The 25636-nt window shown below is 69.5% G+C and carries 24 protein-coding genes; 11 read left to right on the top strand and 13 right to left on the bottom strand.

Annotated elements, in window-relative coordinates; all coding sequences use genetic code 11:
• The first annotated feature begins 262 nt into the window (after positions 1 to 262).
• Positions 263 to 1060 carry an Rv1157c family protein gene (locus EBN03_RS01190; protein WP_233608025.1) on the top strand — a complete coding sequence of 266 codons (798 nt, stop codon included), beginning with the start codon at positions 263 to 265 and terminating at the stop codon, positions 1058 to 1060.
• 162 nt (positions 1061 to 1222) lie between these two features.
• The gene (locus EBN03_RS01185; protein WP_122186698.1) at positions 1223 to 1549 is read left to right on the top strand and encodes a hypothetical protein; all 327 of its coding nucleotides are present in this window, start codon (positions 1223 to 1225) and stop codon (positions 1547 to 1549) included.
• Positions 1550 to 1622: 73 nt separating this feature from the next.
• Here EBN03_RS01185 and EBN03_RS01180 read toward each other — a convergent pair whose 3' ends face one another.
• From EBN03_RS01180 to EBN03_RS01165, 4 genes are all read right to left on the bottom strand, one after another.
• Positions 1623 to 2357, bottom strand: a complete 735-nt coding sequence (locus EBN03_RS01180) for a DUF1906 domain-containing protein (protein WP_233608024.1) — start codon at positions 2355 to 2357, stop codon at positions 1623 to 1625.
• Positions 2358 to 2557: 200 nt separating this feature from the next.
• Entirely contained in the window at positions 2558 to 3736 is a 1179-nt protein-coding gene (locus EBN03_RS01175) for a hypothetical protein (protein WP_122185962.1), read from the bottom strand.
• A 96-nt stretch (positions 3737 to 3832) separates the two neighbouring features.
• Positions 3833 to 4357: a hypothetical protein gene (locus EBN03_RS01170; RefSeq protein ID WP_122185961.1), complete on the bottom strand. Its 525-nt coding sequence runs from the start codon at positions 4355 to 4357 to the stop codon at positions 3833 to 3835.
• Between the two features lie 281 nt (positions 4358 to 4638).
• Positions 4639 to 5307 (bottom strand): GNAT family N-acetyltransferase, encoded by a 669-nt coding sequence (locus EBN03_RS01165; RefSeq protein WP_233608023.1) that lies wholly within the window; start codon positions 5305 to 5307, stop codon positions 4639 to 4641.
• 372 nt (positions 5308 to 5679) lie between these two features.
• Here EBN03_RS01165 and EBN03_RS01160 point away from each other — a divergent pair, with 372 nt between their 5' ends.
• From EBN03_RS01160 to ychF, 4 genes are all read left to right on the top strand, one after another.
• On the top strand, positions 5680 to 7518 hold the full coding sequence (locus tag EBN03_RS01160) for a serine/threonine-protein kinase (protein WP_147471426.1): 1839 nt from the start codon (positions 5680 to 5682) through the stop codon (positions 7516 to 7518).
• 67 nt (positions 7519 to 7585) lie between these two features.
• The gene (locus tag EBN03_RS01155; protein WP_407671062.1) at positions 7586 to 8503 is read left to right on the top strand and encodes a DUF3105 domain-containing protein; all 918 of its coding nucleotides are present in this window, start codon (positions 7586 to 7588) and stop codon (positions 8501 to 8503) included.
• Positions 8504 to 8619: 116 nt separating this feature from the next.
• Positions 8620 to 9366 (top strand): N-acetylmuramoyl-L-alanine amidase, encoded by a 747-nt coding sequence (locus EBN03_RS01150; protein ID WP_407671079.1) that lies wholly within the window; start codon positions 8620 to 8622, stop codon positions 9364 to 9366.
• A 329-nt stretch (positions 9367 to 9695) separates the two neighbouring features.
• On the top strand, positions 9696 to 10775 hold the full coding sequence (gene ychF / locus EBN03_RS01145; RefSeq protein WP_122185957.1) for a redox-regulated ATPase YchF: 1080 nt from the start codon (positions 9696 to 9698) through the stop codon (positions 10773 to 10775).
• On the opposite strand, the gene EBN03_RS34420 is transcribed toward ychF, so the two are convergent.
• From EBN03_RS34420 to EBN03_RS01130, 3 genes are all read right to left on the bottom strand, one after another.
• Positions 10765 to 11625 carry a hypothetical protein gene (locus EBN03_RS34420; RefSeq protein ID WP_199742555.1) on the bottom strand — a complete coding sequence of 287 codons (861 nt, stop codon included), beginning with the start codon at positions 11623 to 11625 and terminating at the stop codon, positions 10765 to 10767. The two genes, ychF and EBN03_RS34420, sit on opposite strands and share 11 nt — an antisense overlap.
• 346 nt (positions 11626 to 11971) lie before the next feature.
• A complete protein-coding gene (locus EBN03_RS01135; protein ID WP_147471425.1) occupies positions 11972 to 12676 on the bottom strand; it encodes a DNA-binding protein in 705 nt (234 codons plus the stop codon).
• A gap of 116 nt (positions 12677 to 12792) precedes the next feature.
• Positions 12793 to 13620: a helix-turn-helix domain-containing protein gene (locus EBN03_RS01130; protein ID WP_233608022.1), complete on the bottom strand. Its 828-nt coding sequence runs from the start codon at positions 13618 to 13620 to the stop codon at positions 12793 to 12795.
• 98 nt (positions 13621 to 13718) lie between these two features.
• On the opposite strand from EBN03_RS01130, the gene EBN03_RS01125 reads away from it, so the two are divergent.
• Complete coding sequence (locus EBN03_RS01125) at positions 13719 to 14822, top strand: alpha/beta fold hydrolase (RefSeq protein ID WP_233608021.1); 1104 nt, start codon at positions 13719 to 13721, stop codon at positions 14820 to 14822.
• A gap of 88 nt (positions 14823 to 14910) precedes the next feature.
• On the opposite strand, the gene EBN03_RS01120 is transcribed toward EBN03_RS01125, so the two are convergent.
• On the bottom strand, positions 14911 to 15525 hold the full coding sequence (locus EBN03_RS01120) for a TIGR03086 family metal-binding protein (RefSeq protein ID WP_122185955.1): 615 nt from the start codon (positions 15523 to 15525) through the stop codon (positions 14911 to 14913).
• Between the two features lie 90 nt (positions 15526 to 15615).
• On the opposite strand from EBN03_RS01120, the gene EBN03_RS01115 reads away from it, so the two are divergent.
• The gene (locus EBN03_RS01115; RefSeq protein ID WP_122185954.1) at positions 15616 to 16563 is read left to right on the top strand and encodes a helix-turn-helix transcriptional regulator; all 948 of its coding nucleotides are present in this window, start codon (positions 15616 to 15618) and stop codon (positions 16561 to 16563) included.
• Here EBN03_RS01115 and EBN03_RS01110 read toward each other — a convergent pair whose 3' ends face one another.
• Positions 16564 to 17403, bottom strand: a complete 840-nt coding sequence (locus tag EBN03_RS01110) for a hypothetical protein (RefSeq protein WP_147471424.1) — start codon at positions 17401 to 17403, stop codon at positions 16564 to 16566.
• Between the two features lie 236 nt (positions 17404 to 17639).
• Between EBN03_RS01110 and EBN03_RS01105 the strand changes: the two genes are divergently transcribed.
• Entirely contained in the window at positions 17640 to 18353 is a 714-nt protein-coding gene (locus tag EBN03_RS01105; protein ID WP_122185952.1) for a FadR/GntR family transcriptional regulator, read from the top strand.
• A 7-nt stretch (positions 18354 to 18360) separates the two neighbouring features.
• A complete protein-coding gene (locus tag EBN03_RS01100; RefSeq protein ID WP_122185951.1) occupies positions 18361 to 19188 on the top strand; it encodes a sterol desaturase family protein in 828 nt (275 codons plus the stop codon).
• A gap of 3 nt (positions 19189 to 19191) precedes the next feature.
• On the opposite strand, the gene EBN03_RS01095 is transcribed toward EBN03_RS01100, so the two are convergent.
• From EBN03_RS01095 to EBN03_RS01080, 4 genes are read right to left on the bottom strand one after another with little or no spacing between them, the layout of a single operon-like run.
• Entirely contained in the window at positions 19192 to 19848 is a 657-nt protein-coding gene (locus tag EBN03_RS01095; RefSeq protein WP_122185950.1) for an SDR family oxidoreductase, read from the bottom strand.
• A 20-nt stretch (positions 19849 to 19868) separates the two neighbouring features.
• Complete coding sequence (locus EBN03_RS01090; protein WP_122185949.1) at positions 19869 to 21308, bottom strand: pyridoxal phosphate-dependent decarboxylase family protein; 1440 nt, start codon at positions 21306 to 21308, stop codon at positions 19869 to 19871.
• Entirely contained in the window at positions 21305 to 22654 is a 1350-nt protein-coding gene (locus tag EBN03_RS01085; RefSeq protein ID WP_122185948.1) for an MFS transporter, read from the bottom strand. Before EBN03_RS01085 ends, EBN03_RS01090 begins: the two co-directional genes overlap by 4 nt.
• On the bottom strand, positions 22651 to 23298 hold the full coding sequence (locus EBN03_RS01080; RefSeq protein ID WP_122186692.1) for a TetR/AcrR family transcriptional regulator: 648 nt from the start codon (positions 23296 to 23298) through the stop codon (positions 22651 to 22653). Before EBN03_RS01080 ends, EBN03_RS01085 begins: the two co-directional genes overlap by 4 nt.
• A gap of 306 nt (positions 23299 to 23604) precedes the next feature.
• On the opposite strand from EBN03_RS01080, the gene EBN03_RS01075 reads away from it, so the two are divergent.
• Positions 23605 to 25599, top strand: a complete 1995-nt coding sequence (locus EBN03_RS01075) for a tetratricopeptide repeat protein (RefSeq protein ID WP_122185947.1) — start codon at positions 23605 to 23607, stop codon at positions 25597 to 25599.
• The last annotated feature ends 37 nt before the right edge of the window (positions 25600 to 25636 follow it).

The raw sequence follows: 25636 nt of genomic DNA, 5'->3' as shown, positions 1-25636 counted from the left end.
GATACCGCCCGAAATTCCCTTCCGACACATTAGTAACATTTGCCCCATTGATCACGGCAGTAACAGCCGCGCCGCGCTACATTCAGACGACGCGTTACCCGCAGTGCAACACAGATCACACCCACAGCTGTACATCGGGCAGCACTGTCCCTAGAGTGACACCGCGAAAGCGGTAGGGCGCAAGCCCGATTGACCGCATGATGAGGTTTCCGAGGTTAAGGACGGCCCACCAGTGCTTGGCACCCGAGGATCGCGGTTCGCAATGTCCGCGCTGGCCCTGTCGGCCGGAGCGGTTGTCTCCACCGCTGTCGTGACCGTGGCGACCCCGGTGGTCGCCGCGCCGGCGCAGGCTCCCGCGCCGGCCCACCCGGGCAACAGCCCCCTGGTGCCCGAGGGCGTCCCGGTCGACGCGCTGGCCTCGCTGGCGCCCGCCATCATCGGCGCCGCGGTCAGCCACCCGGCCGATATCGCCGACGCCGGCCCGGTCGCCAGCCCCGGCCAGCAGAGCATCCTGGACCAGGCCGAGAACCTGCTCAAGACAATGAATCTGCCGCCGCAGATCAAGCAGACCCTCCAGGCCATCATCGACTTCCTGACCGGCGCCAACGGCGGCGGCCCGGACATCCCCAAGGACGGCCCGGTCATCGCGCAGTTCCTGTACCCGTCGATCGGTAAGGGCTGCATCGGCGGCACCTCCGACTCGGTGGGCACCGCGCTCGCGGTCCCCGGCCCGGCCGACCTGCCGCCGCCCGGCCCCACCGCCGGCCAGGCCGGCTTCGTGTTCACCGCGCTGGGCACGAAAGGCCTCACCCCGACCCAGAATCCGCCCATGACGGTCCAGTGGTTCAACCTCGCCACCCGGCAGGGCGGGACCACGCTGCTCACCGACGCCGCGCACATCAACCCCGACGGCCCCGGCACCCTGTCGGCGATCGCGGACACCGGCTCCGGTCCCGTCATCGCGGTCGTCTCCGGCTCGCTGACCACCCAGGCCGACGACCAGTCGGCGCCGGTCACCTGCAGCTTCCTGCCGACGATCGGCCTGTTCAACGTCCGCTGAGGTCGTTCCACAGCCCTGACACCTGCCCGGTTCACATCCGACGGCGACTCTTCGCCGCAGGGGTGGATCGGGCAGTGTCGTTGTGGTACACCGCTAGACATGGCGACTGTCGATGAGCTCGAACGATCCGTGATCGTGGTGCCCGCCAAGCGGCGGTCGGTGATGTCGCGTCGGTCGTACAAATCGATCCTCTCGACCCGATCCAATCGGTCGATCCTGTCGATCCGGTCGGAGGGTTCGATCCTGTCGATCGGGTCGGCCTATTCGATCCTGTCGATCGGCAGCGTCGGCTCGGTGCTGTCGATCGGGTCGGCCGGATCGTTCCTCAGCCTGGGCTCGGCGTTCTCGGGGCTGTCCCGGTGGTCGCTGCTGTCGTGGATGGGGAACCGCCAGGTGCTGAGCAACGAGGCCGCCGAACATCCGACGCTGCGCATCGTGGCAGACGAACCCGACCTCGCCGCCGACCCCACCTCCCACAGCCAGACCTGACGATCGTGGTCGGTTACCTCCGGCTTTCGGGGTAACCGACCACGATTCGACGAGCGCTGCCGGGGAACTGGGCCTACCAGGCGCCGAAGCGCTGCGAGAGGATCGAATTCACGTCGGCGGTGATGTCGTCGACGCTGCACTGGTCGCCCGCGTTCTGGTGCAGATTCGCGGCCGGGTGCACGTATCCGGCCGGAGTACCCCAGTCGTGCTGCCAGAAGAAGGCCGCCAGACCCGCGTCGTGCGCCCGATCGATGGTGGGCGAATTGGCGTACATGCCGGTGCGTTCCGGTCCGAGTACCGACTGCCAGCCCTGCATGTAGGGGCCGATCATGCTGTCGAAGTCGTCGGCGGACGGGTTGTCGTCGATCGAGGCGTAGATGGGAGCGTTGTCGGGTCCGCCGGCCGCGATGTGGAGGATCAGCCCGCGGGCCGCGTGCTTCTTGCCGGCTTCCAGCCCGCCGCGCCAGTCGGCGGTCGGTCCCTTGCCGAACTGGTAGCAGGAGACGATCGCCAGCCCGGCCGAGCGCAGGTCGTCCACCTCGCGCCGCAGCAGTGGCTTGCCCGCCATCCATTCCGCGCCGGGGCGGCGGTCGGAGACGTAGCGGATGGCGCCGGCATGTCCGGCGGCCCGGATCGCGGCGGCCGAGGGCACGCCGCCGGCGTAGTCGAGCAGGGTGCCCAGGTCCCCGTCGTCGGCGCGCGCGGTGCCGGTGCCGGTGAGCCCGAGAGCGGTTGCGGCGGCGCCCATCGCGGCCAGCGCGGTGCGGCGGCTGATCTGGGCGGAGAACGGTGTCGGAACAGAACGCATCGGGACTCCTCGGCACTGTGGTGAACAGAACCGGCCCGGACCGTCGGGCCGCGAAGCGATGCGGCGCCCGGTGCGCCTTCCCCGACAGCAACTGTCAACGCACCGGGAGCCTCGACTGTCGAACAATTCGCATCATAGTCACAACTGACGCGAGAGCACCATAGTTCACATTCACACCATGAGTCACAAACACGGCGGGCTCAGTCCGTGCCGCGGCGGACGCCACCGGTCGCGCGATCGATCCCGGCGGCGGCGTCGATCGTCCGGAAGGCCGCGTCCGCGAGCTCACCGCGGACGACCGACACGATGCGCTCGGCCAGCTGCCGCCGCAGGCCCGCCACCGCGCCCAGCGTCTTGGCCCGCCAGCCCTCGGCGCGCAACCGGATCACCAGATCGTCGGGTCTCGGCGGCACCACATCGATCACGACCAGCAGCGGGTCCGCCGCCCGCGCGTACAGCACCAGCGGAATATCGACGTCGGCCCGATAGCGGTTGGCCTTCAACACGTCGATGACGATCTCCAGCTCGACCGGGACGACCAGATCGAAGGCGACCAGATCCCCGTCCACGCCGGCTCCGGCGGGCGCGACCGCAGTCGGCCGCTCGGTCAGGCGCGGCAGGCGCAGCACCCCGTTCACCCGGACCGTGGCGGCCTCGCGCGGCCCGACCGGCAGCGGCCCGACCTCGATCACCCGGCCGGCCATGTCCTCCACGGCCGCCCGCACCCGATCGGCGGTAACGATCGACGGGAAGAAACGGCGGCCGAACTCGTCGTAGCCGATCCAGTCGAACTCGGCCCGCCGGTAGGCGTCGGAGTCGTAGCCGCCGATGAGCGCCGCTACATCGAACACCCGGTTCCGCTGCGCGGCGGGATCGCGCAGGATGGCGTTGACCCGGCTCGCCACCTCGCGCTGCACCAGTGCCGCAATCGGTTCCAGCAGCAGTTCGAACGCGGAACCGATGGCCTGCGCCCGCACCACGAACGACACGTCGGCAGGCCGGATCGGCGGGATATCGATAACGATGAGCAGCGGATCCGCCGTGCGCGCGTTGAGCGTCAGGCCGATGTCGACCGCGGCCTCCAGCCGGAACAACTGCCCGGCGAGCCGGACCGTGCCGTGCAACCGGATCGGAACCTGCACCGCGTACGACACCGCGGACGTACCGGGCGTGATCTCCGGGGTGCCGACCTTGCCCTCGGCGACGAAACCGGCCATTCCCAGCGGGCCGATATTGAACGGCCCGATCTTGATTCCGCGGCCGGCGATCTCGGCGACGGCCGCGGCGACGCGCTCACCGCTGACGGCATGGGCGACGAACCGTTCCCCGAAAGTGGCGTAATCGATCCAGTGGTGACGGTCGTGATCCGGCGCAGGCATGGTCTCCCGAGACGTGGTCGCTGCGGTCCAATGTCAGTGCGAACCGTGGGTGGCAGACGAACCTGGGCGGCTCGACGCGGCAACCATTGTAGCCTGTTACGCGGACGCGCTCCGGACCGCCAGCCAGCCGCTCGCCGGGTCCGCATAGCCGTGGTACATCAGCGGAATCCGCTGGTCCACACCGAAATAGCGATAAACGGCAAGCATGGCCGCGCGGACCGCATAGTCACGGAAATCGTCGATCCGGCGCGGGCCGACCGGATGTTCGGGCAGATCGGCCAAGCGGGCCAGCTCGGCCGGATCGGCGAGATCGAGGCCGACCGGATCGTCGCCGATGTAGTGGTCGTGCAGCAGCACGCGCAGCCCGTGCCCACCCCAGACGGGCATCCGGTGCGGCGGGGCCGCCAGCAGTCGCGCCCGAGCCTGCGGCAGCGAGGTACCGGCGAGCGTGGCGAGCAGATCCGGATCCGATCGGGGTACCTCACGGACCGGATCCTGTTCCAGCAGATGCAGCATGCAGCCGCCACGGACGCGGGGTTCGGGAACCAGGAACAGACTGACCATCGCGGGACCGCCCGCGGCGGTCGTCAGGCACACTCGGGTGGACAGCGGGGCGGACATTGCGGCCTCCTGGACATCGGCCTGCGCCTGCGTTCTGCGTGGTCACGCTCCGCTACCGCCTCCGACCACTCACCGGCGCAGGCTGTGGGAGCCGAAAGGCCGACTCCGATCGAGTTACAGCGGTTGGAGCAGGTCCTGGATGCCGACCGCCGTCTCGCCGTTCGGACCGTGGTACCCGGCGGCCGACCCGATCACACCGCCAGTATAGGCCACCGCTATCACCGCGAATCGGGCGAACGGAACCTTGCGACGGTGGATCGGACCGGCCGGAGAATGTCCGATCAGGCGTTTTGCAGCCGGCGGTTGTGGGCCGTGAGCTGCCGTTCGATGGTGGCGCGGACCGTCGGCCATTCCTCGTCCAGGATCGAGTAGAAGGCCGTGCTGCGGATCTCGCCGTCGAGCCCGCGCGAATGCGCGCGGCGCACGCCGTCGCTGGTGGCTCCGAGCCGTTCGATCGCCTGGATGGACCGGCGGTTGCGGACGTCGGCGCGCATGGCGATGCGCCGGACCCGCCAGACCTCGAACGCGTGCTGCAACAGCAACAATTTGGATTCGAGGTTGACCCCGCCGCCGCGGGCCTGCGGTGCCAGCCAGGTGTTGCCGATCTCGGCGGCGTCGGGGATCGCCAGCAGCGGGTCGCCCTGCGGCGCACCGTGCACCATCGGCCACACCAGCGGACCCTGCCAATAGTCGAACCGGGTGAATCTGGTCGAGCCCAGTACCCGATTCGACGTCGCCCCGACGATCGCGAAAGCCAGCGAGGTACCGGCCGCTATTCCGGAGATGGAATCGGCGACATAGCGGGCCGCCTCGGTCGGCCCGCTGGGAACGGGGGTGAACCCGAACACGTCCGTATCCCCGATGCCTGCCTCGGCCAGGCCCGGTACATGATGCGGCGCAAGCGGTTCCAGCCGTACGAGACGACCGGTCAAGGAAAGGGGTGCAGGCACGTTCCCTCGGATCTTTCGGGACGGTCTCCGGCTTGCTCGAACCGGCGCCGCCGGCCCTCGAACGCCGAACGACGAACCAGCTCTGGCGCGCCAGCAGCAGCATCGGATAGTGAGATGAACGATAATCGAACACGCGCCGTCGCGACTGCAGGCGAGTTGTAAATTCCGCAGCACAGAGGGCGTGTCGCCCGGCGCGTCGCGACCCCTGTGCTGAACGCGGTTTTCGCCGCATTCGCAGACCGGCCAATGCACGGTTGGGTTACACGGTAAGACCGCATCGGACGGTTTGGCAATCAGTAGTTCCGGCCGTTTTCCGCTCCGGATATCCGGGTGCGCCGCACACGAAATCCCGATTGGCCCTACGCTGACTCGGTGCAATCCGGGCGAACGATGGTCGACGGGCGTTTCGAGTTGATCGAGTCGCTCGGTAGTGGCGGTATGGGAACAGTGTGGCGGGCGCTGGACGTGGTCCTGCAACGCCACGTGGCGCTCAAGGAGGTGCGCACCGCCGAGCAGGACTCCACCCCCGCCGCGGTGCAGCGCGAACGAGTGCTCCGCGAAGCGCAGGCGCTGGCGCGGATCGGGCATCCGAATGTGGTTGCGGTGCACCATATCGTCGATTCGCCCGCCGAGGCTCATCCCTGGATCGTGATGGAACTGGTCGACGGCGGATCACTGTCGGATGTGCTGGCGGGCGGCATCATTCCGGTCGAACGGGCAGCCACCCTGGGCCGCGGCATCCTGGCCGGGCTGCGCGCCGCGCACGCGGCCGGCGTCCTGCACCGCGACATCAAACCGGCGAATGTCCTGCTCCGCAAGGATGATTCGCCCGTTCTCACCGATTTCGGGATCGCGACCATGACCGGCCTGACCGGCCTGACGTCGACCGGCAGTGTCGTGGGCTCACTGGATTACGTTGCGCCGGAACGGCTCAACGGCCGCGAGGGGCTGCAGGCCTCCGACCTGTGGTCGCTCGGCCTGCTGCTGTTCGCCGCGGTCGAGGGATACCAGCCGATGCGCCGGGACTCGCAGGTCGCCACCCTCGCGGCCGTCCTGCAGGGCGAGGTGCCGACACCGCGCAACGCGGGTGCGCTCACGCCGGTGCTGCAGGCCCTGCTGACACCCGATCCGGACCGGCGTCCCTCCGCCGAGCAGCTGGATCAGCTACTGGCGCAGGTGATCTCGCCCGGAACGGCGGTTCCGCCCGGTACCGGCGCGGCGTCCGCAACGACTGTTCTCTCGAACTTCCCGCCGACCGGTACCGGTTTCCCATCCGTACCGGCCACCGGCACCGGGTTTCCGTCCGTGCCGAGCGGATTCCCGTCCGGGCCCACACCGGCTCCGGGATTCCCCTCCGGCCCAACCGGATACCCGTCCGGGCCGAATCCGGCCGCCGGGTACCCGTCCGGGCCTTCACCGGCCGCCGGAACCACCGGTGGAGCGGCCTTCCCGCCCTACAGCTACTCCGCCGCCCCCGGCACCGGACCGCAGGACGGAATCCCGCTTCCCGCACCGGGTTCCCACATCGCGATGCCGCCCCCGATCGGCCCGCGCACCCCCGCCTCGCGCGTGCCGTGGCTCGTCGTGCCGCTGCTGGTGCTCGTCGCGGCGATCGCGGTGCCGATCGTGTTGGCGTCCAGGCATTCGACGCCGAAGGCATCCACCTCGACGGGTGGGCCCGGGACTTCGATCATCGCTCCGCCGCCGGGCGTGCCGGTAACGGGTGCTCCCCCGACCCGCGGCGGCACTCCGGCGCAGCCCGCCGGAGACCTGCTGACTCCCGACGGAACTCGAAAAGCGATCCAGGCCATCGAACAGAAGGCCGGGAACAACCAGTTCACCAGCCTCACGATCTACCCCGAGTATCTGATCGCCAATGTGGTGCTCAAGAATCGGCCGAATGTGTACGACGAGTACACCTACCGCAACGGCTCGGTCACCCAGAGCGACGGCAGCAAAGTCGACAGCAACAATCCGCTGGTCGCACCGGACACCATCAACTGGGATCTGATCACGCCGATGCTGGCGACCGCCACAGAGAAGCTGCAGGTCCCGAAGATCACCAGCCGCTACATAGTCATCGATCCGGACTTCTACTTCGTCAACGACGACCAGCCGGAGATGTCGGTGTACATCAGCGGCGACCACGGCACCGGAGGCTATGTGGCGTTCAACATGGACGGCTCGGTGGCCAAGGTCTACGCGGGCTGATCCGGAGACCGGGACACGTCGCCCGCCTGCCCGGCAGGCGAATGCCGGGTATGGCACGGTGATCCGCGTGAACGATGACGCGCCCGGGCAGTCGCCCACCGACCCAGCGCAGGGGAACGGACCGCACGACGCGGTGCCGGGTCCGCACCCGGGCGCGCCCGTGCCACCGCAATCCCCCGGCGCTGCATTGCCACCGGCCCCGGCGCAGCCGCGCCGCCCGATCGCCCTGGTGCTGACTCTGCTGGCGGTCCTCGTCGCAGTGCTGGTCGGCGGCACCGTCTTCGTCCTTGTGCGGCACGGGAAGACGGACGACGCGGCGGTCGACTACACGCCGAGGGCGACGAACAAGGACCCGTCTCTCGCCATCCCCGGAATCGTCCACAAGGACTACCCCGCCGGTGTGCACGTCGGTCCGAACCAGCGGGTGGCTTACGAGCAGAGTCCGCCGATGGGTGGTGCGCACGACGCGAACTGGGCGGTGTGCTCGGGCGTCGTCTACCCGACGCCGGTCCGGAGCGAGAACCTCGTCCACGATCTGGAACACGGCGCGGTCTGGATCACCTACGACCCCGCCCGGATCTCCGGCTCCGCGCTGAAGACCTTGCAGGCCAAGGTGATCGGCATCGACGGCATGGTGATGTCACCGTATCCCGGCCTGGACCAGCCGATCTCGTTGCAGTCCTGGGGTCACCAGCTGAAACTCTCCGACCCGAACGACAAGCGGATCGACCATTTCGTGACCGCGCTGCTGCGCAACCCGTACACCTACCCCGAACCCGGTGCCACCTGCGCGAATCCGATGTTCGACGTCCAGAATCCGCCGCCGTTCGACCCGAGCCCGCCCGGACCCGACGCGGTCCCGGCGAACAAGCCGCCGCAGACCGCGCCCGCGCCCACCCCTTCCGGGGCGCCGATCGCACCCGGCCGACCCGGAAATCCGTCGGCCCCCAGCGCCGCCCCACGGGCCCCGATCCGGCCGGCCTGAGGACCGTGCCCGAGCTGTCCTGCCCCTGCCGCATCCGGCAATCCGGGCGCGGATGTGGCAGCGTGGGGCACATGAGCCGCCGCTGGATCGTTCCGACTGTCCTGTTCGCCGCCGCGATGCTCGCCGGCTGTGAATCGGTGTCGGCCAAGGACGCGGCGCCGGAAACGGCGCCGGTTTCCAGCGCACCGGCCGCGGCACCGGCACCGGCTGCTTCCCCGGCCGAGCGGGTGGTCGTGATCGATCCCGGCCACAATGGCGGCGGCGCCGCGCATCCCGGCGAGATCAACCGTCAGGTGTCCGACGGGCGCGGCGGCACCAAGGCCTGCAACACCACCGGTACCGCGGCCGACGACGGATACACCGAGCACGAATTCAACTGGGAGGTCGGTGAACTCGTCCGGGATGCGTTGTCCGCCAAAGGTTTCCACGTGATCATGTCCCGCACGGACGACAACGGGGTCGGTCCCTGCGTGGACGAACGCGGGCTGCTCGGCAACCGCAACCAAGCGGCGGCCGTGGTCTCCATCCACGCCGACGGCGCCCCGGCGACGGCCCACGGTTTCCACATGAACTACGCCTCCCCGCCCCTGAACGACGCCCAGGGCGACGACTCGGTCCGCCTGGCTACGGCCTTGCGCGACTCGTTCGTCGCGGCCGGTTTCACCCCCGCCACCTACATCGGCTCCGACGGCCTCTACGGCCGCAGCGATCTGGCCGGTCTGAACATCTCCGACCGGCCCACCGCACTGGTCGAATGCGGCAACATGCGCAATGCCGAGGACATCGCCACCATGGAATCCCCGGACGGGCGGGCCCGCCTCGCCACCGCCATCGCGGATGCGGTAACCGCCTACCTGAACTGAACCCCGCTCGCCGCGCAACCGCGCAGTCCGGTGCGCACCCAGCCCCACGAAAGCCGAGTGCGCACCGGACCGTAGGTACCGGCCAGGTCACCCTGCAGCCGGCGGCTGTGCCCGCTGGCGGGGTCACGCTGACCGGCACCCCTCGACGCCGGTCAGCGGCCGCTTCCGCATGTGCGTACGCACGACGGCGCCGAGGGCGCCCGGCCGCCCCCCGGCGGCGGCCGGAATCAGCGTTGCACGGTGGTGGCCGGCGGCGGTAGACCCCAGAATCAGGGGCACGAGCCCGTGCGGGACGGGCGGCCGGACGCCCCGGGTAGACTCTTGCACTCGTGAGTCTCACCCTCGGAATCGTCGGGCTGCCCAACGTCGGTAAGTCGACGCTGTTCAATGCGCTGACCAAGAACGACGTGCTGGCCGCGAACTACCCGTTCGCCACCATCGAGCCCAACGTCGGTGTGGTGCCGCTGCCCGACCCGCGGCTGAACCGGCTCGCCGAGATCTTCGGTTCGGAGCGAATCCTGCCCGCGACGGTGTCGTTCGTCGACATCGCCGGCATCGTGAAGGGCGCCTCCGAGGGCGCCGGCCTGGGCAACAAGTTCCTGGCCAACATCCGCGAGGCCGACGCCATCTGCCAGGTCGTGCGCGTGTTCGCCGACGACGACGTGATCCACGTCGACGGCAAGGTCGATCCGCTGGCCGACATCGAGGTCATCGAGACCGAGCTGATCCTGGCCGACCTGCAGACCCTGGAGAAGGCCGTCCCGCGGCTGGAGAAGGAAGCCAAGGTCAAGAAGGACCGCAAGCCGGTCGCCGACGCCGCCAAGGCCGCGCAGGAGCTGCTCAACGCGGGCACGACCCTGTTCGCCGCCGGGGACAAGGTCGACGCCGAGGCGCTGCGCGAGCTGTCGCTGCTCACCATCAAGCCGTTCCTGTACGTGTTCAACGCCGACGAGTCGATCCTGACCGACGACGCCAAGAAGGCCGAGTTGAAGGCCGCTGTCGCGCCTGCCGACGCCGTCTTCCTCGACGCCAAGGTCGAATCCGAACTCCTCGAACTCGACGACGAGTCCGCGCTCGAGCTGCTCGAGTCCATCGGCCAGACCGAGCCGGGCCTGCACGCCCTGGCCCGCGCCGGCTTCCACACCCTCGGCCTGCAGACCTATCTGACCGCCGGCCCCAAGGAATCCCGCGCCTGGACCATCCACCAGGGCGACACCGCGCCCAAGGCCGCCGGCGTCATCCACACCGACTTCGAGCGCGGCTTCATCAAGGCCGAGATCGTCGCCTTCACCGACCTGGACGCCACCGGCTCGATGGCCGCCGCCAAGGCCGCCGGCAAGGTCCGCATGGAAGGCAAGGATTACGTCATGGCCGACGGCGACGTGGTGGAGTTCCGCTTCAACGTGTAGGCCCTGCCGGCGACTCGGGGTCGCCGAGCTGGACGACGATCCCGCCGAACCGTGCCTCGCGCATGGTCGCGGCAACGCCGTCGATGAAACACAAGCCGGTTCGGGTGACCTCCACACACTCCTCGCGGGCAGCCGGGTCGTTCGGCTCCCCGAGGGTGTCGGTGTAGTACGCGATCATGCCGCCGCTGAAACTGGTGTTGTACCCGGTGATTCGGCGACCGGCGCGGTCGGTGGTGCGGGCGCGGCAGTCGTCGCAGACCGCACGCGGATACCTTTGCGCGTGCATCACCGGCCGGCCACAGTGCGGGCACGGTTGCGTGTAGCGGCGACCGACCTCCGGCCCCTGCAGCAGGAAATCGTTGTGGGCGAGTATCTGTCGCCCCGACATCGGCTCACCGCGATGGCGGCGCAGCGAAATGAGCAGGTACTCGGCGTAATCGGTGGTCGCGGCATCGATCGCCCCGGCCCCGGGGACGTCGGCGATCCGAGGCAGCCCACGGTCGTAGGCCTCGAGCGCGACCAGATGCGCCGGCGAGAGCTCCCCGTCGAGGATCTCCCGGTTGACGTGCTCGGCCTTGGCAAGATGCTCGGCGATCACCGCGTCCATGGTCCGCGCGGGCGACGACAGCGCCCCGTGCGCCCAGCCGGTCGTCGTCACCAGCACATAGCAGTCCCGACCCCCGTCGTCCGACCCGACAGTCTCCACGAACGCGAAACCTCGCCCGTACCGGGCACTTTCGAGCCCCGCGTGCGGATATCGCACCAGAGTGCCGCGACTGTTCGTGATCTCCCGCGCGGTCTCGAGCGCCGATTCGGCAGTCAACGGAACATTCGGATCCGACCGTCTCATGCTCCCAGCGTATTGCGCGACGGCTTGCCCCGAGGGCACCGACCTGCTCCCGCACGCCGTGCAGTCACCGTCACCAAAACATCTGTGACAGCAGCACCTGCTCATCGATCTCGATCAGCATCAGCACCATCCGAACCTCTCCGGATCAACTGCGAATCGATGGAATTCGTGGCAGTTCCCGATGGTGGGGGTTGGCGGCGAGGACCCGTAGTGCGTCCTGGGCTCGAACCCGTCTGCTCGGTTCGAGTAGCGTCCACGATTCGTGCGCCGGCGAACCGAGCGCGTCGTGCAGGTGCCGGATTCGCGAGCGATCGGATCCACCTCCCAGACCTCACGCCCGTCCTCGTTAACTCGATCGACCATGCGCTAGCACCCCTTCCAGGTACCGCATACCGGCGGACCGCTCGCGGGTTGTCGGCGAGTCGGCCAGGTCCAGGGCAATAGCGGGCATCGGCGTACCGTTCGCCAGAGGTTCGGTGAACGTCACCTCACGGAGCACGATATTTCCGCCAGGATCCTCCGCGAGAGCGTAGGCAGCCGAGATCTGTTGTGCGACACCGGCCGGCACATACCCGTCCACGATGCCGGATCCACCGGCCAGGCCGAACGCCGCCGCCACACGCGCGTCATCCGCGACAGCGCTTGCGGCGGTGGGTATTACGTGGGCAGCGATAAGTGGGACGGCCTCGGCGTCACCGCGGTATCGATACACCGACGCCCGCCGCCGGGCCGACCACAGGAATTCGTCGGCTGTCTGCTGCTCGACCGAACGGCGCAATCGGTACCGGGCCTGCGGAGTCAACCAGCCGGCAGAGCCGCCGGAAAGCAGGTCGATGCCGGCCCAGGCAGTCCGCTCCGACCAAGGCCTGCCGCTGCCTCGCGCCCGCATCGCCTGCAACCGGGCCAGCGATGCCGAGCTGACTACTACGGCGATTCCCCGCAAGCCCGGCTCGTATTCGAGCAGACCTTCTCGGAGCATCTTCCGGACAGCCTGGGGCTGCACACCGAGTACCGCGGCGGCTTCGGCAACACCGACTCCGGACATAGTCATAATCGTATCGTATCGATCTAATTCTGACTATCTCGTATGAGTCGAGGCGGCGGTTGCTGCTCACGACGCTGCCGTGTGCACCGTAATGGACGGTCCGATCGTTCCGGTCGCGGCAGTCAGCAGGTCGACGGCCAGGCCTCGCGGTCCACGGTGAGCCAGGGTTCGGTTGCCGCCGAGCTGATCGAGGTGCCGGTGAACGCGCCCACCTCTCGGTGCAGGTGGGATTGGTCGGCGTAGCCGCAGTCGGCGGCCACTTGGGCGGGGCGGTCACCGCGGACCAGGCGGTGTACGGCGTGGTCGAAGCGGACCAGCATGGCGGCGCGTTTGGGGGTGAGGCCGATCTGGGTGCCGAAGCGGGACCACAGGCGTTGGCGGCTCCAGCCGACTTCTGCCGCAAGGGATTCGACGCGATGGGTGCCGCGGGTGGTGACCAGCCGGTGCCAGGCCCAGGCGACTTCGGGATCGGCGCGACGGTTTTCGCGCAGCCGTGCCACCAGCGCCGATTCGACGGTTGCGAAACGGGCCGCCCAGCCGGATGTTTCGGCCAAGCGCTCGCCGAGCCGCCGGGCGTCCGAGCCCCAGAGGTCGTCGAGCACGACTGCGCCGCAAGCTAGTTCAGCGACCGGACAGCCGAGCAGGGCGGGCGCCACCACCGGATCGAGGCGGATCTGGACGCATTCGACGGATCGCACCCGCACCGGAACGGCCTCGACGTTCAGGCCGAGAGCCACACTGCCGGAAGGGGTTCGAGCCGTTGGGCCGCCGCAGTCGCCATCTGTGGCACCGATATCGAAGCTGTGGTCACCGATGGTGACGGCGACCGTGACCGCCGGATGGGGAACCGCACGCAGCTGGGCCGGGGCAGCACCACGAATCCGGAAGCCCGCCATATCCGTTCCGCGCACCGCGAGCGCCCGGGCCGGCCTCGCGATCTCCCACTCCACGCCTCGATGATAGGTCGGCTCCGGCAACAGTGAACCGGCGCTTTCGTCGCGAACATTTCTTCAAGACTCGCGTGGTGGTCGCCCAGCACAGTGAGTCCATGAACCAGAACACCGCTGCCACAAGATCGTTTCGGCACCGCTGGGCCACGCTCCTGATCGTGGGAGTATCGGCCACCCTTTTCGCCGGCGCCACACCAGGAATCGCCGTAGCCGGGCCAGGTGTTGTGGGGCCCGGAAACCGCATCGCGGGAACGACACCGGGCACCACGGGCGCCGAGCCCGGCACCCCGGTCACCGCAACCGACACCACGGACTCCGCACCCGGCACCTCGAGCACCGCACCCCGGACACCAGGCACCATGATCGCCGCCGATACCGCGACAGCGGCGCCGGATACCTCCCAGGAGCAGACGATCCACCTCCCCGACGGTGACATCCACGTGGTCATGAACGGCGTTCCCGCCACGAATGCGGTTGTCCTGGTGCACGGTCTGGCCGGATCGACGGCATGGTGGGATCCGGTGCTGCCCGCGCTGCGGGATCGGTACGTGGTGCGGATCGATCTGCTCGGGCACGGTGCGTCGGCCAAACCCGACACCGGGTACGGGATGGACGAGCAGGCGAATCATGTTGCGGCGGTGCTCGATCGGCTGGGGGTGCACCGCGCGGTCGTCGTCGGCCATTCGACGGGTGGCTATGTCGTCACCTCGCTGGCCGAGCAGCGCCCCGATCTGGTGGCGGCCATCGCATTGATCGACACCGGTGCGCGGCTGGACGCGTTCACCGACAACGGGCCGGCCGGTGATCTGCTGATGAATCCGGCGATCGGTCGGCCGGTGTGGCCACTGCTCCCCGACATCGCCATCCGATACTCGTTGAGCAGCGCCTTCACTCGCGACGTTCCGATTCCCGACCGGATCGTCGCCGACGTTCGCGGCATGACCTATCGCAGCCTCACCGCGACCTCGAACGCGTCGGACGTCTACCTGCGGGATCGGCCGGAGCCGGACCGCCTCGCCGACCTCGGCCTGCCCACCATGGTGATCTACGGGTCCGCGGACAAGCGCTGGCAGCCGGGGTCCTACCAGGACTACCTGCGCGTTCCCAGTGTCCGCCTCGAATCACTCCCCTGCGGTCACACGCCGATGATCGAGGACCCGGACGAGACCGGGGCGCTGCTGTCCGACTTCTCCCAGTTCTGATCGGAAACGGCCCGAGCGCACAATCATCGGGCCGATCCGGCATGAACTGCCGGCAGAAGCCGAAGATTGTGCACTCAGGCCGAACGACTCAGTTGCGGGCATCCCGGCCGAGGTAGTTCAGCAGCGCACCGGTGGCCGAACCCTCCGTGCCCGCGACGACGGGACCGTAAGCGCCCCACTGCCTCAGCGGTTCGATGGTGCCGGTGGCGGCCGTGAGCAGGTGGGCGGCCAGTTCGTCGGTCAGCGGCGACGGCTGCCCGGTGGCGACGGCGAGGTCCCAGGCGTGGACCGCCGCGTCGAGCGCGCACAGGACGGCGGCCACCGGGGTGGGGAGCGCGCCGTGCGGGAGCGGCGTGGGGACGGCCTCGGCGGTGTCGGTGACGGTGGCCCAGGCGGTGGTGGCCTCGTCGAGGGCGGCGGTGACCAGGTCGGCCGCGGTGCCGGTGAGGCTGCCGGAGGGGGCGAACGGGTCGTAGGCCGGGCCGGCGCCGACGCCGAGCGCCTGTGCGAAGGCCAGCTGGTCGGCGGCGGCGTGCTGGATCACCTGGGTGACCGTCCACTCCGCGCACGGGGTGGGCAGGTTCCACTGGTCGTCGGCGATCCCGGCGACGACCTCGGCCAGGGCGCGGTGCGAGTCGGCGAGAACCGTCCGCCAGACGGGGGCGAGGGCGGTGGCGGGCTCGGCGTGGATGGTGTCGTTCATGGTTCTGCCTCTCGTTCTGTTCTGCGCTTGTGAGATAAGCCTATGAACCGATTAGGCTAGTTTTCTTCCTAATAAGAAGGCGGTGCCGATGTGACCTCGACCACTACCCGTCTGCTGCGGCTGCTGTCGCTGTTGCAGGACCGGACCTACACCGGCCGTGAGCTGGCCGAGCGGACCGGTGTCACCGACCGCACCCTGCGCCAGGACATCGCCCGGCTGCGCGAGCTGGGCTACCCGGTGCACGCCGAGCGCGGACCCGTCGGCGGCTACCGGCTGGGCCAGGGCAAGACCATGCCGCCACTGCTGCTGGACGACGACGAGGCGGTGGCCGTCGCGGTCGCGATCGGGGTCGCCGAGGACGGGTCGACCGGCCTGGCCGAGATCGACCGGAACGCGGCCCGCGCGCTCGCGAAGATCGAGCAGATCCTGCCGAAACGGCTGCAGCACAAGGTGATCGCGCTGCGCACCGCGACCGAGATCGGCCCGGCGGACACCGGGTCGGTGGAGCCGGAGGCGCCGGTCCCCGCCGAGACCCTGGCCACGATCGCGGCTGCGATCCGCTCGGGGCGGGCGCTCGACGCCGACAACGCCCGCGTGGAGCCGTACCGCCTGATCAGCTGGCAACGCCGCTGGTATCTGGTCGCCTATTCGCTGGAAACCCATGCCTGGCAGGCACTTCCGGTAGCCAACCTCGACCGGGTCACGACCGGCACCCACCACTTCGCGCCCCGCGCCCTCCCCGACACCGACCTCGTCGCCTTCGTGCTCCGCGAAATCGCCACGGCCGGTTGGAAAGTCCACGCCAAGGTCACCGTCCTGGAGTCCGCCGAAACCGTCATCGCCCGGATCAACCCGACCGTCGGCGTCGTCGAACCCGTCGACGCCACCCGCTGCGTCCTCCACACCGGCGCCGACACCCTGGAAACGATCGCCGTCTACCTCAGCATGCTGATGATGGACTTCCGCGTCGACGACCCACCCGAACTGGTCGCCCACATCCGCACGCTCGCCGCCCGCTACGCCGCCGCGGTGGACTGATCACAGCTTCTTCATGCCGGCCCAGACGCTGTCGCGCATCAACGTCTCGCCGATAGGCCGGCCGTCGGCGGTACGGCTCGCGAGTTCGGCTGGGGTGGGCCAGGTTTCGGGCGGCTGGGACAGCAGGTACTGGACCTCACGGAGATTCGCGATCTCCGCGTCGGTCAGGTTGCCGTGGCGGATGAGGCGTTCGGCGCGGTCGGAGATGTTGTGGCCGGATTCGATCATGGAGTAGCCGTCGGTGTCCCAGCCGAATCCGGCCTTCGCCCAGACCAATCCGCCGTCCTTCTCCGCGTTCACCAGGATGCGGTCCACGCCGGAGGCGCGGTAGTAGGCCTCGGTGGCCCGGTTGAACGCCGTCGCGAAGCCCTGCCGCCGCGCGGCGGGCACCAGCGAGGTGTACTGGTGGACGACGACGAGGCGGCCCTGGGCATCGCGGCCGAATCGCCGTTCCACGCTGCCCACCACCGCGCCGTCGGCGTTGTGGACGCGCATCCGCACGGTGATCCAGGCGTTGCCGTCCGAGTCACGGGAGATCCCTGCCAGCCCCCGCTGGAGCGTCACCCCTTCGACCCGGAACTTGCCGTAGGGACCTTCGAGGCCCTTCAGCAGGGCGGTGATCTCCGCGGGCGAGGCCCCGCGCTGAGCGGCGTCGACGATGTCACCCAGCGGCGGCAGCCGCGGCAGATGGGTCACCCCCGGTGGGGCGGCGGACGAGACAACGGGCGTGGCGTCGTCGATCCTGCGCCCGCCGGGAGGCTCGGCCGCCTGCATGCCTGTGGACTCGACGTCCTTCGCGGTCTGCGCGCGTTCGACGAGTTTGTCTGCGGCACCACGCATTCGGGGTTCCGCCCCCGCCACCGAACCCCGGGTCAGCAGTTCCTCCAGGTGCCGCGCGGGGCGCCGGAACAACCCGGCCGCCTCACCCTCCAACGCCGCGGGCCGGGTTGTCGATCGTGTGGGGCATCGCCAGATCGTAGCGGCGCCGGGACCTGTCCGGCTCACCATCGGTGCGAACCGGCCAGAACTGGTTACACCAGTTGACGTGTATCCTGTTGACCACCTAACCTCCAACGGTGGACATCGCACCCATTACCCGGACAGCGGTCTCCGATGCCGCCTACGTCCGGATCGTCGAAGAGATCCTCAGCGGCCGGCTGGCCGCGGGCGACACTCTGCCCGCCGAGCGCGAGCTGTCCCTGTCGTTCCAGGTGAACCGGCACGCGGTGCGGGAAGCGCTCAAGCGCGTGCAACAGGCCGGGCTGATCCGGATCAGCCACGGCGGGAAGACCCGCGTGCTGGATTGGCGCGCGAACGCGCGGCTCGAGACGCTGAGCGCGCTGGTCGCGGCCGGCGTCGTGCCGCCGCTCGAGCTCGTGCGCGATATCGCGGTCATGCGGCGCTCCATCGGGTCCGACGCGGCGCGGCTGTGCGCCGCGAACGCGTCCACCGAAGAGCTGGAACGCATCTCGGAGCTCGCGCACGCCTTCCCCGAAGCGGGCACAGTCGAGGAGTACGCCGACGCCGATCTGGAGTTCTGGACCCGGATCGTCGACGGCTCGGGCAATCTCGCCTACCGGCTCGCCCTCAATTCACTGCTCGCCACCTTCGACGACGTGGGCCTGCCGATCGTCGCGGAGTGGATCGCCGGCGAGTACTCCGCCCGCGCACTCCGCATCGCGCTCGCCGGCCTGCTCCTCGCCCGCGACGGCGAGGGCGCCTACCGGCACGCCGAACAGCTGCTGACGCACTTCGTCACCGGAATCGAAAAGTCCACGCCCGGAGAGTGATCCACCATTGTTCGATCTGATCCTGCACGCCATCCCCGTCTTCCTGGTCTCCGTTGTGCTGGAAGGGCTTTCGTTCCGCTACCTGCCCGACGACGAGGAACTGGGCTACGAGGCCCGCGACACCCGCACCAGCCTGATCATGGGAATCGGCAACGCGCTCATCAATATCGGATGGAAACTGGTAGTGGTGGCCGTCTACGCCGGTATCTACCTCGTGGCGCCGTTCCATCTGCCCGCCGGTAATCCACTCACCTGGGTCGCGCTGTTCTTCGCCGACGAGCTGGCCTACTACTGGTATCACCGGACCCACCACACCATTCGGGTGTTCTGGGCCACCCATGTCGTGCACCACTCGAGCCGGCACTACAACCTGTCGACCGCGCTGCGCCAGCCGTGGACTCCGTTCTCCGCCCTGCCGTTCTGGATGCCGTTGGCGCTGTTGGGTTTCGCGCCCTGGATGATCCTGCTGCAGCAGTCGATCAGCCTGCTCTACCAGTTCTTCATCCACACCGAGCGGGTCGGAAAGCTCTGGCGCCCAGTGGAATTCGTCATGAACACGCCCGCGCATCATCGCGTGCACCACGGCTCCAACACGCAGTACCTGGACAAGAACTACGGCGGCATCCTGATCGTGTGGGACCGGCTGTTCGGCACCTTCGAACCCGAGGGCGAGCGTGTGGTCTACGGCCTCACCACGAACATCGACACCTACAACCCACTGCGGGTGGCGACCCACGAATTCGCCGCCATCGCACACGATCTGCGCAGCGCCGACGGTTGGCGGGCCGCCTTCGGCTACCTCTTCCGGGGCCCCGGCTGGAGCCCCGCGGAGTAGCACTCAGCCGTCGTAGGACACGTGCGGCGTCCACGACTCGTCCGGACGAGTCACCGCCCGCCACATCGCCTCCGCGATCGGTGGCGGCGAGAACGGACCCTGCGCGGCCAGCAATCCGTTGATCTGCACGGCCACCGCGCGGATCCCCTCCGGCGCCAGCGTCGCGTCCAGGCTGGTCACCAGATTCCGGACGGCCGCCTTCTGCACCCCGAGCGAGGCCGCGCGATGCCACGGCTTGTCCGCGGCCGCACTGCCGGTCACCAGGACTCGGGACCCGGCGCGCTGGAACGGGCGCGCCGCCTGGACTGCGGGCAGCAGCGCCCCGACGCCCAGCATGACGTCCTCGAGCAGTTCGGCGGCGGTCAACTGCAGCGGGTCCTTCTCCCGCCATGCGCTGGGGTTGAAATGCAGCACGTCGATGCGGCCGTACCGCTCGCCGACCGCGGTCACCGCCCGGGCCACGTCGGCGGCATCCAGCAGGTCGATCGCGAAACCCGCTGCCGCGCAACCCCCCGCGGTCAGCTGCGCGGCCAGGTCGTCGGCCTGCTCCTGGTGCCGGGTGGTCAGGACGGCGAAGTAGCCCTCGCGCGCGAACCGGCGGGCGATGCCGGCGCCCAGGCCGGGGCCCGCGCCGATGACGAGGTGAACGGGAGTCTGCACCCGCCCACCATAGTGGCTGCTCAGGCGTCGAGATGCGGGCTGTAGAGCACGGACATGAACCGCTTGATGATCAGTTCCCGTTCGCGCGGCGGTAATGCGTTGAGCAGGTTGTTGATCGCGGCCATCGCCGGATCCCCGGTCGCCGTCGGGTCCCAGCCCACGGCGGGCAGCAGGGACGCGAAGGTCGGGTCGTCCAGGCCCGCCAGATCGAGTCGGCCGACCAGCGCCACCAGTTCGGCCGACGGCACGGCCGGGCCCGCGTCCCGGACCTTGTCGGCGGCCTCGGCCAGCACGGTCAGCATGCGGTCCACACCCCGCGCGCTGACCCCGGTCAGCGTCACGTGCACGCTCGCGGGCAGGCCGTCGACCGCCATCTGCGGCTGCAGGAAGAAGCCGAGGCTGCGCGAGTGGTCGGCGAGCGCGAACAGGTCCAGGGTCGTGGAACCGATGGCCACCAGCGTGGCCTGCGGCGTGCCGAGGACCTCGAGGCCGTCGATCTCCGCGATGCCGGCGACCAGCCGCCGGGTCGCGGCCAGCGCCTCCCGGCCCAGCTCGCGGTAGCCCTCGGCACCGAGTGCCTGCAGCGTCGCCCAGGCTCCGGCGAGCGGGCCCGCACCCTTGCTGCTCTGCACGGTGGTGTTCACGACCGGGTAGCCCGGCCATCCGGCGCACGCGTAGTACGCGCGCATGCGCAGCGCCGCGTCGCGGAAGAGCACGACCGAGGCGCCCTTCGGCGCGTACCCGAACTTGTGCAGGTCACACGAGATCGAGGTGACGCCCGGGACGGACAGGTCGAAGGCGGGGATCTCCGCACCCGCGTCGGCCAGCCAGGGCAGCAGCCAGCCGCCCACACAGGCGTCGACGTGGCACGGGATGTCACGTTCGGCGGCCAGTGCCGCGATCTCCGGCACCGGGTCCACCACACCGTGCGCGTAGGAAGGTGCGGAGGCGACGACCAGAATCGTGTCCGGCGTGCAAGCGGTGGCCATTGCCGGTGGATCGGCACGAAAAGTAGTGGGGTCCACGGGAATCGAGTCGACCGCGACCCGCAGGTAGGCGCCCGCCTTGTGGAATGCGGCATGCGCGGTGACCGGAACGACCATGCGCGGCACCGCGATATCGGGCCGGGCGTCGCGAGCGGCCTTGACCGCCAACATGATCGACTCGGTACCACCGCTGGTGAAGATTCCCGGCGTCGCCGCGTCACCACCGAGCCGCGCGGCCACGGTCGCGACCACGGACCGCTCCAGCGCCACCGTGCTCGGGAACGCGGTCGGATCCAGGCTGTTGATCTCCAGCATTGCCAGGTAGGCGCGCTCGGCCGCCTCGCGCACCTCGGGGCGGCCGGAGTCGTAGATGTAGGCGGTGACGTTCTCGCCGCGGGTGGGCAGGTCGGCTGCCTTGAGCCGATCCAGCTCCGAAAGCAGTTCGGCGACAGCGCGTCCGGTCTCGGGCATCATCGGCAGGATTCCTTTCGGCGGCGCCCGTAGGCGAACAGGGCGGGCAGCGACGCGAGCAGCAGCGCCGCCGGGACGAGACTGAATCCGAGCAGCAGGCCGGTACGCGCGAGCGCGGTCTGAGCTACCGGGTGGTCGAAGGTGGACGACACGAAACCGGTCGCGGCCAGACCCACGGCGTACGCGCCGGGACCGAGCGCCAGGCCCGCGGTCTCGCCGGCCGTCCACAACCCGGTGAACGCGCCGGACTGGGTATGGCCGGTGCGATCGGTGTCGGCCACCACCGTGTCCGGCAGCAGCGACAGCGGAAGTAGTTGCAGCGCCGCGTAACAGACCCCGAGCAGCGCGCACAGCGCCAGCGTGCCGGGTACGTTCCCGGCCGCCGACACCGGCAGCAGCGCCACCGACCCGACCGCGTAGCCGAGCGTCGCGAAAAGCAGGCAACGCAACCGCCCGAACCGGTGCGCGGCCTTGCTCCACAGCGGAACCGCCACGGCGCTCGGCGCGACCAGGCACACGAACAGCACCGAGGTCAGGCCATAGTCGTCGAGACGGTACGTCGCCACGTAGGGCGCGGCGGCGAGCATGACCGCGGTGCCCGCGGCCTGGAGCACGAACGCGGCCAGCAGGGCGAAGAAGGCACGATTGCCGCGGGCGGCCCGGAACGCGGCGGGCAGCGAAAGCTGTTCCGGCCCAGGCCGGGACACCACCCATCGGGTGCCCCGCGCGGCCACGGTCAGCACGACCAGCAGCACCGCACCGACCACCAGGCCCATCAACGCGTAGCCGGCGCGGCCCTTGCCGCCGAGCGAGACCACGGCCGGGGCGAGACCGCCCGCCACCAGGATGCCGACGGTCAGGCTGATGATCCGCCAGCTCATGATCCGGGTCCGTACCACAGGATTCGGGGACATCTCGGTCGGCAGCGCCACATACGGCACCTGGAAGATCGCGAAAGTGCTGGCGGCCAGGACGAATGCGACGGAGATCCAGACGACCGCACCGGAACCCGTTGCGGGCGAGAGGAACATGGCGGCGAACGTCACCGGCAACAGCACGGCGCCGACCAGCAGCAGCCGGCTGCGGCGCCCGGTACGCACGGCCTCCCGGTCGCTGGCCGCGCCGACATACGGGTTGAAGATCGCGTCCCACGCCTTGGGCAGCGTCACCACCAGACCGGCGGCGCCGGCGGGTACGGCCAGGGTGTCGGTCATGTAGTAGAGCAACAGCAGTCCGGGGACCGTCGAGAAGATGCCGGTGCCGACCGAGCCGACCCCGTAGCTCAGCAGCCGCGCGCGCGTCGGCGCCGGCGTGTCGCCCGCGGCCGTGGTGGCGGTCCGCTCGCTCACCGCGCACCGCCGAGACCCAGCTCGCGCAGCACGAGACCTTCGAGGTGGGCGCGGAACCGGGCCACCGCCGCGGGATCGGCGGGGCCGCGGCGGATTCCGTCCGCGTCGATGACGCCGGAACAGCAGAACCCGTGCGTCATCCACAGCACGGTCCACACTGTCAGCTCGAGGTCGGCGCGCTCGGCGACCTCCGGCAACGCGGACCGGACCGCCTGCCGCACCGTGTCGATCTGAGGTTTGGCGTAGTCGGCTTCCGGGCCGATCACCTCCGCCGCGTCCGACAGCCAACGACGCATCCACAGGGCCGGGATGTGGGTGTGCGCGAGGCAGAAGTCGAGGTAGGCACCGATCAACGTGCGCACCGCCCCGGCGGCATCCGTCGCGGCCGAGGCGAGAAACAGCGCGAGGGCGCGGGTCAGGTGCTGCGCCTCGACGGCGAAGGCCCGGCGCATGACCTCCTGGTAGAGCTCGGCCTTGGACCCCACGTGGTAGGCGACGGTGGCGACGTTCAGCCCGACCTGATTCGCGATCTGGCGGATCGAGGTGCCGTCGTAGCCGTGCTCCGCGAAGAGCATGGTGGCTGCGGCGACGATCCGTTCCCGGCTGTCGTCCGGAACCGGGGAGGATTGCTTGGTGCCGGGCATGGGCGGAACCATAACCTGGCGAAATGCTCTCCAACAATCGTTTGATGGAGATTGGTCGAAACCCTTGACGCGGGCAGCGGCGATCTCGAACGACCGCACAGTGTTCGGCACGTGCGCGCACATCTTGCCGATTCGGGCCGATGATCGTGCGCTCCTGCCGGACTCTCCCGCAAAGCCCCCGATCCGCCCTCAATCCCTTGTGGCCCACAGGTTCCCGTCGAGCGCCCGGTCTCCGGCAGTGGAACAGTTACCATCGTCCAGGGGCCGCCGAGCAGGGGCAGGCTGCGATGAGCAAGGGGAATCCCAATGTCCGACAACGGCAATCGGCCGGACAATGCGATGCTACTGGCCAGCGTGCTGGCCGCGCTGGCCCGGGAGACGAGTTCGCCGGCCGGAACCTTCGCCACCCGCGAGGTCGAACTCACGGTGCAGGTGACGATCGGACTCGACGGCGGGCGACCACAGTTCTGGGTCACCGGGCCGCACGGAGCCCCGGAAGGGGCCACGGCACACACCATCCGACTGACGCTGGTCGCGGCGGAGGCAGACAGCGATCGTGACAGTGGCAGCGGCACAACCGAATCCGCCGCAGAAGAGACGCGGATTGCGCCGACCGCCGAGACGGAGCCGGGCAGCCGGAGCGACAGCGCTATCGGCGGTGACGCGGGCGACCGCAGCGCGGGCGGCAGCGGCACAAAGGAATCCGCCCTGGAGGGCCCCGACGTCGAGGCCGAGCCGAACAGTCGCGGCGGTATCACCGAATCGGACGATGCGGCGGCCGCCGAGTCCGCGGAAGTTGTCGACAGTCGGCCCGATGCCGCACCGCCCGCGACCGAAAGCGTTGCACCCGTAAGCGATACACCTACCACGACCGTCCCGATCCAGCGTCTCCCAGCAGCCGCCACATCGGACCCCGTTCTGGAGAAGGTCGCCGACAGTTCCGAAACCGCCACGGAGACAGGTTCCGAGGCGATCGCGGACGTCGCCGCCCCGAATGCCGCCGGGGAACCCGACGCAGTCGGTGACACCACAGTGACAGGTGCCGAGACATCCGCCGACACCGCGCTGACGGAAGCTGAGACAGCCACCTCCGCCGCCCCGACGGACGCCGAAGAAACGGCCACCACCGCCCCGACGGATCCCGAGACAGCCACCACCACCCCAGACACCGAGGCCGCCACCGATTCCGACGCTGACACCGACGAACTCGAACAGGTCGACGCCCGCAACACCGACTCCCCCACCGACCGCCAAGCCGAGGTCATCGCGCTCTATGAGCAGCTGGTGGCGGATCGCGAGCGAACGCTGGGTCCGTTGCATCGCGACACTCTCGTCTCCGCCGGTCATCTCGCTCGCTGTTATCGGGAGGCCGGGCAGTTGGTGGCGGCGATCGATCTCTACGAGCGGGTGCTGACCGACAGCGAAACCGCGCTCGGCGCAGACGATCTCGACACGCTCGTGTTCCGCGGCAATCTCGCGGGGGCCTATCGTGCGGCGGGGCGGTTGCCGGAGGCGGTGGATCTGGCCGAGCGCACGCTCGCCGACACCGAGCGCGTGCTGGGCGCCGACGACAAGAACACGCTGTCGGCGCGGCACAATCTGGCCGTCACCTATCGGGCCGCGGATCGCGCCGAGGAGGCGATGGAGCTCTACCGCCGCACCCTCGCCGACAGCGACCGGGTCCTGGGCCCCGACCATCCGCACACCTTGATCACCGGTGACTGCCTGGCGATCGCGTTGCGGGAGGCGGGCGAAACCGAGGCCGCGACCCGGCTCGACGAACGGCTGCTGGCCGCGCGGGAACGCACCGTCGGACCCGACCACCCCGATACTCTCGACGCCATGACCCGGCTCGGCTCCGACCGCGAGGCGGCGGGACAGCTGGACGACGCGATCGAGCTCTACCAGCGGGCGTTCGCCGGCGGTGAGCGCACCCTGGGCCCGGATCATCCGATCACCGCGCACGCGCGAATCAGCCTGGCGTTCGCCTACTCCGACGCCGGCCGGCACGCCGACGCGGTCGATCTGTATGCCGCGGAACTCGAGCATCGGGTGCGGGTGCTCGGCGCCGACCATCCCACCACCCTGACCGCCCGCAACAATCTGGGCTGCGCCTACTTCGAGGTGGGCCGGCCGGTGGCGGCGGTCGACGCGCTGACCCGCTCGGTCGCGGACCGGACCCGGCTGCTGGGCCCGGATCATCCCGACACCATGAAGTCGCGGGAGCAGCTGGCGATGGCGCACGAGGCGGCGCTGCACGCCGACCCGTCCTGGCATTCGCGAGGTGACGGCGAGAACTGACCGCACTGAACGAGCCGGTCCCGCCCCGTTCGGGCGG

The sequence above is a fragment of the Nocardia stercoris genome (genome assembly GCF_003696265.1).
GTDB lineage: Bacteria > Actinomycetota > Actinomycetes > Mycobacteriales > Mycobacteriaceae > Nocardia > Nocardia stercoris.
The sequence above is the reverse complement of the archived record's forward strand: the minus strand, read 5'-3'. Positions and strand labels throughout refer to the sequence as shown.

Coding starts and splice junctions, on each gene's coding strand:
- EBN03_RS01190 (WP_233608025.1), top strand. CDS start 263: ATGTCCGCGCTGGCCCTGTCGGCCGGAGCGGTTGTCTCCACCGCTGTC.
- EBN03_RS01185 (WP_122186698.1), top strand. CDS start 1,223: ATGTCGCGTCGGTCGTACAAATCGATCCTCTCGACCCGATCCAATCGG.
- EBN03_RS01180 (WP_233608024.1), bottom strand. CDS start 2,357: ATGCGTTCTGTTCCGACACCGTTCTCCGCCCAGATCAGCCGCCGCACC.
- EBN03_RS01175 (WP_122185962.1), bottom strand. CDS start 3,736: ATGCCTGCGCCGGATCACGACCGTCACCACTGGATCGATTACGCCACT.
- EBN03_RS01170 (WP_122185961.1), bottom strand. CDS start 4,357: ATGTCCGCCCCGCTGTCCACCCGAGTGTGCCTGACGACCGCCGCGGGC.
- EBN03_RS01150 (WP_407671079.1), top strand. CDS start 8,620: ATGCTCGCCGGCTGTGAATCGGTGTCGGCCAAGGACGCGGCGCCGGAA.
- EBN03_RS34420 (WP_199742555.1), bottom strand. CDS start 11,625: ATGAGACGGTCGGATCCGAATGTTCCGTTGACTGCCGAATCGGCGCTC.
- EBN03_RS01135 (WP_147471425.1), bottom strand. CDS start 12,676: ATGACTATGTCCGGAGTCGGTGTTGCCGAAGCCGCCGCGGTACTCGGT.
- EBN03_RS01125 (WP_233608021.1), top strand. CDS start 13,719: ATGAACCAGAACACCGCTGCCACAAGATCGTTTCGGCACCGCTGGGCC.
- EBN03_RS01120 (WP_122185955.1), bottom strand. CDS start 15,525: ATGAACGACACCATCCACGCCGAGCCCGCCACCGCCCTCGCCCCCGTC.
- EBN03_RS01110 (WP_147471424.1), bottom strand. CDS start 17,403: ATGCGTGGTGCCGCAGACAAACTCGTCGAACGCGCGCAGACCGCGAAG.
- EBN03_RS01090 (WP_122185949.1), bottom strand. CDS start 21,308: ATGATGCCCGAGACCGGACGCGCTGTCGCCGAACTGCTTTCGGAGCTG.
- EBN03_RS01080 (WP_122186692.1), bottom strand. CDS start 23,298: ATGCCCGGCACCAAGCAATCCTCCCCGGTTCCGGACGACAGCCGGGAA.
- EBN03_RS01075 (WP_122185947.1), top strand. CDS start 23,605: ATGTCCGACAACGGCAATCGGCCGGACAATGCGATGCTACTGGCCAGC.